Origin of the sequence: Streptacidiphilus jiangxiensis, from assembly GCF_900109465.1 — a bacterium.
Classification (GTDB): domain Bacteria; phylum Actinomycetota; class Actinomycetes; order Streptomycetales; family Streptomycetaceae; genus Streptacidiphilus; species Streptacidiphilus jiangxiensis.
Genome location: NZ_FOAZ01000069.1, coordinates 1 through 5716, shown reverse-complemented (window position 1 = coordinate 5716; position 5716 = coordinate 1). Strand labels below are relative to the sequence as shown.

At 72.1% G+C, this 5716-nt stretch carries 8 protein-coding genes and 1 pseudogene; all 9 read left to right on the top strand.

The annotated features are described in order from the left end of the window. Positions 1–452: pseudogene (locus tag BMY61_RS46970) on the top strand (hypothetical protein); the annotation flags it as partial. Between the two features lie 84 nt (positions 453–536). Then, entirely contained in the window at positions 537–734 is a 198-nt protein-coding gene (locus tag BMY61_RS43385; protein WP_042449431.1) for a type II toxin-antitoxin system HicA family toxin, read from the top strand. Positions 735–805: 71 nt separating this feature from the next. Beyond that, positions 806–1105, top strand: coding sequence for a hypothetical protein (locus tag BMY61_RS43380; protein ID WP_042449433.1), 300 nt, complete (start codon positions 806–808; stop codon positions 1103–1105). A 349-nt stretch (positions 1106–1454) separates the two neighbouring features. Beyond that, the gene (locus BMY61_RS43375) at positions 1455–1904 is read left to right on the top strand and encodes an ATP-binding protein (protein ID WP_042449435.1); all 450 of its coding nucleotides are present in this window, start codon (positions 1455–1457) and stop codon (positions 1902–1904) included. 75 nt (positions 1905–1979) lie between these two features. Beyond that, complete coding sequence (locus BMY61_RS43370) at positions 1980–2960, top strand: DNA methyltransferase family protein (protein ID WP_042449437.1); 981 nt, start codon at positions 1980–1982, stop codon at positions 2958–2960. Next, on the top strand, positions 2957–3160 hold the full coding sequence (locus BMY61_RS43365; RefSeq protein WP_042449439.1) for a hypothetical protein: 204 nt from the start codon (positions 2957–2959) through the stop codon (positions 3158–3160). The genes BMY61_RS43370 and BMY61_RS43365 overlap by 4 nt, the downstream gene beginning before the upstream one ends. Then, a complete protein-coding gene (locus tag BMY61_RS43360; RefSeq protein WP_052438799.1) occupies positions 3153–4508 on the top strand; it encodes a hypothetical protein in 1356 nt (451 codons plus the stop codon). The genes BMY61_RS43365 and BMY61_RS43360 overlap by 8 nt, the downstream gene beginning before the upstream one ends. A gap of 13 nt (positions 4509–4521) precedes the next feature. Continuing rightward, entirely contained in the window at positions 4522–4647 is a 126-nt protein-coding gene (locus BMY61_RS48555; protein WP_280521074.1) for a hypothetical protein, read from the top strand. Continuing rightward, a partial coding sequence (locus BMY61_RS43355; RefSeq protein ID WP_143094840.1) for an Eco57I restriction-modification methylase domain-containing protein occupies positions 4640–5716 on the top strand: 1077 nt, incomplete at its 3' end. The genes BMY61_RS48555 and BMY61_RS43355, both read left to right, overlap by 8 nt.

Below are 5716 nucleotides of genomic sequence, written 5' to 3'. Positions count from 1 at the left end.
GCTGGGTGGGAAAGCCCGACTTTCCCGCCGCCCAGCAGCCGGACTCCGCAGCCACCGGCGGCCGGCGCGCAGCCGAGCAGTTCCCTGCAGCAGCTGTGGACGCGTGGGTGCGCAAGCACGAGGAGAAGGTCTGGCTGGCCACCCACCAGGGCGAGGATGCCGCCCGCAGGGCGGCGCTGGAGAGCCTGCCGGAGGGCAGCCCTACGGACCTTCTCGACCTGGACGACTTCGGCACCATCCTGGGCAATTACAACCGGGGCAAGCCGCTGGGCCGCGGGACTATGCAGTCGTACCGCAGCCGCGATCAGATCCCGCCGGCGGACCGGCGGGTGGGCGACGGGAAGGCCCCCGAGGTGTACGAGGACATGTGGTTCCGCGAGACGGTGTACGACCACGTCGTCGACCAACTCGGCATGGGCGCGCGGGGCGTGCCGAAGCCAAAGAAGATCTAGATGCATTGCAATATGAACAAAATGCGTGTACTGTAGTTCTCATGAGGGCGGCGGACGCCACTCGGGGAACTGCGGAGGCTGCAAGTGACGAAGGACGTGCGGGATCTGGTGAAGGCCCTACGGAAGCAAGGGTTCGAGGTCACGCCCTCCAGGAACAACCACCTGATCGTGCGCCGGGACGGGCGGCGAATCGCCACCTTGGCGAGCACGCCGTCCGACCATCGTGGCCAGCTGAACATCTTGGCCGTGCTGCGCAGGGCCGGGTTCGTCTGGAAGCACTGAACGATCCGAGGCCCGCCGGGTATCCGGCGGGCCCACCCCCTTGCATTTCCACGCCCGACCAGGAGGTTCACATGACCACGCGGGACTGGAGCGTCTACGTCGAGATCGACGCGACCGACGCATCCGACGCGACCCACGACGAGGTGCTCTCAGCCCTCTCTGCCCACGCGGCCCAGACCACGACCGCCGCGAACGGGAACTTCGCCGTCCAGCTCAGCGTGAGCGCCGGCGGCGTCGTCGAGGCCGCGCAGGCCGGCGTCGACCTGGTCCTCGGCGCCCTGCCGGCCGGCCTGCTCGGCCGGCAGGCCGTCGGCATCGAGGCCGTCACCGAGGCCGAGCAGGAGAGGCGCTGCACCGGGACCGAGAACTGACCCGGCTGGCCGCGTCCGCCGCGGCAGCGCACGCCCCCCAGCACCGAACCGCCCATCCACCGTCGGCCGGGCCCTTTCAAGGGGCCCGGCCGACGGTCGTGGTGCACCCTCGCCGGGAGGCGTAGAGGCCAACGGCGCCGCCAGCAGGTCCCGCGGTCCGGCGCCAGCTGCTACATCCGCCGGCCCGGGCTCGCCACGGGGCCCGCCGGGGTCGGCAAGCACTACACATGAGCATTGCAGTAAGGCCATTCCTAATGTAGATTGGCTGCCAGTTGGTTCGGGGTCAACCCCGGCCGGCTTCGCGCGCAGCGCGCCCCCTCAGTGGTTCCCACGAAGCGGAGGCACCTCCATGCCCGCAGCCAACTCCGAAAGCAACCAGCCCGGTTGGTACCTCGTACCGACCTCCCCCGGGTTCCGTCTGCACCTGTGCGTCACCGCGGCCGCGATCGCAGCTGTCCGCCGCCAGGTGGAGGACGCGCTGCGTGAGATCGCGCACCCCGACACGATCGCCATCGTCCAGCTGCTGATGACCGAGCTGCTGACCAACGCCCTCGACGCCTGCGGCTCCGACGCCCCGGTCGTCGTCGTGCTCCACGCCAGCACCACCTACATCGACCTCGACGTCCACGACCCGGACTCCAGCAGCCTCCCGGCCGCTGACACGGGGATGCCCGACGAGTGGGCCGTCTCCGGCCGCGGTCTGCCCCTGGTGGAAGCCCTGAGCACTCCGCCGGTGCGAGCGGAGGTCACCAGCCTCGGCAAGCAGATCGGCTGCAGGATCCCGAACCCCGCGGCCTGAGGCGCGGCGCGTCTGCCTCGGCGGCACCGATCCGGCCACCGAGGCCCCAACTTGCAATTCCCTGCTAGGAGTTCCATGAACGCGCCGATCCCGGCGACGCCCTACCGCTACTTCCCGCGCGCTCCGCGGCGCGAAGCCGACTACGTCATCGCCGGCGCCTGCGCCGACGCCTGGTACCGCGAACGCGGTGGCTCCCGCATCCAGATCCCCATCGGCGCCCTCGCCGCACTGGCTCTCTGGCCGATCAAGGGTCCCGACGCCTGGCTCCAGGCCAGCTTCTGGCTCAGCCTCGACGAAGACCAGCTCGCCACCACGCTGCGCGAGTGCTGGGCCCGCTGGTGGATCCAGCGCCCTGACCTCATCCACCGCGCCGCGCCCCTTCACGACTGGCTGCACGACGACACGATCCGCACCGCCGCCATGCCGGCGGTCAAGGCCGTCATCCGCACTGCCATCACCGAGGGCATCCTGGAGCTCGTCAGCAGCGGCGACGACTGGTCGCGCACCGACACCGACGTCCTCGGCTGGATGGTGACGCTCATGCGCTCCGGCGGCGAGCGGCGCATGCTCGCCGAGTTCCCCACCCCGCCGGACATGGCGGCCCTGATGACCCGGTTCCTCCTGGCCGAGCACGCCGAGGACATCGAGCCCGGCCAGAGCTTCAACGACCCCACCAGCGGCACCGGAGCCATGGTCCGCGCCATGGCCCTCCACCTTCACGACCGCGGTCATTCCCCGGCCGACTTCGGCTGGGCCATGACCGACCTGGACGCGCTCTCCGCCGCCGTCGCGGCCTGCTGCGCGATCCTGTGGAACCTCGGGCCCCGGGTGCTGGTCTGGTGCGGCGACACCCTCTCTGAGGGCGACGGACCCGAGCGGGCCGCCGCCGAGCGGGCGCAGCTGATCGGCGCCCGCAACCGGACCTGGCGCGAGCTCTCCGCGCTGAGCGCCCTCACCCGCTTGACCGGACCCGACCCGGCGCCGGCCACCAGCACGGCCACGTCCGCCGCAGAGCCGTCGGATTCATCTACCCACACGAAGGAGTACACGTCATGAGCCTGAGCCCCACCGGAGCGAAGATCCTCAGCAGCATCGGAGACAACGGGGAGGTCGAAGGCCACGCGGCCGCCATGCAGCGCCTGGCGGCCACCAAGCTCGTCCGCCGGAGGCCGAGCGGGCAGTGGGAGGTCACCGAGGCCGGCCGGGCGGCGATCGCCGCCCACCGGGCGGCCGCAGGAAGTGGCCCGCGTGAGTGACCTGACCCTGTTCGACCTCCCGCCGCGGGAGCCGGAGCCGGAGCTCGTCCTGGACGAGGCCCGGCTCCGGGACTCCTTCGCCCGCTTCAGGGCCGCCCGCATCAAGACCCTGTCGTACGGGCTGGGCTACGACTCGACCGACGCGATCCTGGAGTTCCTCCGCGACCCGGTCGCCTACGGCCTGGCACCGGACCTGTCCGACCTGATCGTGATCCACGCCGCCGTGGGCAGCGAGTTCCGCAGCACGTACGCCGCGGTCGAGCAGGCGATCCTGCCCCGGCTGCGTGAACGCCGGGTCCGCTTCGTCGAGGTGGCCCGCAGGGGGCCGTCGCTGTCGCAGGGCTACGAGGTCCTGTCCGACTCCCGCGAACCCCACCGGCTTCACCGGCGCGGACGCTTCACCCTCCTGGACGAGATGGAGGCCGGCGGCACCGTCCCTCAGGCCGCCGGCGGCAACACCTGCTCGTTGAAGCACAAGGCTTTCGCCCTCGACGGCTTCGTGGAAGACACCTTCCCCGGCGCCACCGTCGGCACGGCCATCGGCTACAACGCCAGCGAGGACCGCCGGGCCGTCAAGTCAGAGAAGGCGCAGGCCGGCGGGAAGGCGCCACGCGGCCTCGTCTCCCTGGACTACCCGCTCATCCGGACCGGGCGCACCCGCTCGGACGTCGTGCGGCGGGTCGAAGAGGTGACCGGGATGCCGTGGGGCCGCTCGTACTGCTGGTTCTGTGTCTACTCGCTCTCCTGCGCGGCGATGCCCGAGCACCTGCTCCGGCTGCGCGAGGAGCCGGCCGCCGCCGCCCGGGCCATGCGTCTGGAGTACGTGTCGATGGCCTTGAACGAGAACGGCAGCCTCTACCCGAACAAGGAGCCGCTGCACACCCAGGTGACCGCCGACGGCAACGCCGCCGCGCTCGGCGAGTTCGAGGCCCTGCTCAACGACCCGCGGCAGGACTGGGCCGTGTACCGGGTCCGGCGGGTGTACCCCGCCAGGCGCACCGCGAGCTGCCGCGAGCAGCATCCGGGCACCTGCGTCGCGCCGGTCTGCCGCGACCGCGCCGCCAAGGGTGCGGCTTGGCGCTCGCTGACGGTCGAGGCGACCGGCAGCCGCACGTTCTGCGCCCAGCGTCTGCGCGACCTGGCCGCGGCCGTGAACCGGCCTGTGGAACGCGACGGGCGCCACCGGGCCGGCATCGACCGGGTGTACCTGCGCCGGCTCCCCGACCCGATCCGGTACGGCGCGGCCGAGGAGTTCTTGGTCAGTGCCCCCGCCACCGCCGCTCAGAAGGAACGCAAGAACTTCCCCTCCGTGTGGGACCGGGTCGCGCTTCGCGGCCTGCCCGCCTGATCCGAAGAAGACCATGATCGACTATCTTCACCGCCTCTCCGCCAGCACCGCTGCGGCCGGGCTCACGTCGCCGGCCGCTCCTGCGAGCGGCCGGCGCGGCCGGCGGGCCGCGTCCGACATGGAGGCGGCCCGTGCCTGAGGCATCCCCGTTGTCCGGACGGTCGTGCGAGCGCCTCGTACAGCAGCTCGGCGGCCGGGCGGGCACTGCAGCCGCCGTTTCCTGGGCCCACGCGGTCGCCGTCGCACGGCATGCCGCGACCCACGGCTTGCTCGATACACGGCTGCCCGAAGGCGCCGACGAGACCTTGCGGCTGCTCGACCAGCTGGCCGGCGCCCACCCCGCCCTCGCCGGCTTCGGCGACCCGCAGGTCGTCACCGCCCGAACCTCCCAGCTCACCGCACAGCAGTGGGGCCAGGCGAACGCGTTCTGGGCGCAGACCGCGGTCACCGAGGACCGGGCCCGCATGGACGGGTATGTCCTCGGCGACGCCTACCAGGCGCTGTCGGCGGAGGCCCGGGCGTCGCGGGCGCTGTGCCAGACCCCGCCCTGGGTCGCCCGGCTGCTCCTCGACCTGGCCCTGGAGCCCGCGATCGAAGAGGTCGGCCCGGGCCAGGTGCGGATGATCGACCCGTCCTGCGGCACCGGCCACATCCTCGTCGCGGCCTTCCACCACGTGCGGGCCTTCGCTCCGCGCGGTCGTGCGGGCGGCTGGCCGGCGCCGGCTCACCTCGCCGTCGAGCGCGCCCTGCGCGCGGTCTCGGGCGTCGACCTCGACCCGTACGCGGCACTGCTGACCCGGTACCGGCTGCTGGCCGGCGCCGCGGTGGCGCTGCGGTGCCGTCTGGACCAGGTCCCCCGCGACTGGGCCGTGCAGGTCGCCTCCGCCGACGCGCTCCTGGACGAGCAGGAGCCGCTGCTGCTGCGGGGCCAGTACGACGCCGTGGTCGGCAACCCGCCGTACATCGCGGTGCGCGACTCGGCGACCAGGGACCGCATCCGCCGCCGCTACGCGCAGGTGTGCAGCGGGAAGTACAGCCTGGCGTTGCCCTTCTTCGCGCTGATGACCGACCTGGCGCGGCCCGGCGGGCACATCGCCCAGCTGACCGCAAACAGCTTCATGAAGCGCGAGTTCGGCAAGAAGTTCGTGGAGCAGTACTTGCCGGCGCTCGACCTGACCTGGGTAATCGACAGCAGCGGCGCCTACATC

What these genes read in the sequence shown, in the direction of transcription:
- BMY61_RS43380 (WP_042449433.1), top strand. Translation starts at nt 806, where the DNA reads ATGACCACGCGGGACTGGAGCGTCTACGTCGAGATCGACGCGACCGAC.
- BMY61_RS43375 (WP_042449435.1), top strand. Translation starts at nt 1,455, where the DNA reads ATGCCCGCAGCCAACTCCGAAAGCAACCAGCCCGGTTGGTACCTCGTA.
- BMY61_RS43370 (WP_042449437.1), top strand. Translation starts at nt 1,980, where the DNA reads ATGAACGCGCCGATCCCGGCGACGCCCTACCGCTACTTCCCGCGCGCT.
- BMY61_RS43365 (WP_042449439.1), top strand. Translation starts at nt 2,957, where the DNA reads ATGAGCCTGAGCCCCACCGGAGCGAAGATCCTCAGCAGCATCGGAGAC.
- BMY61_RS48555 (WP_280521074.1), top strand. Translation starts at nt 4,522, where the DNA reads ATGATCGACTATCTTCACCGCCTCTCCGCCAGCACCGCTGCGGCCGGG.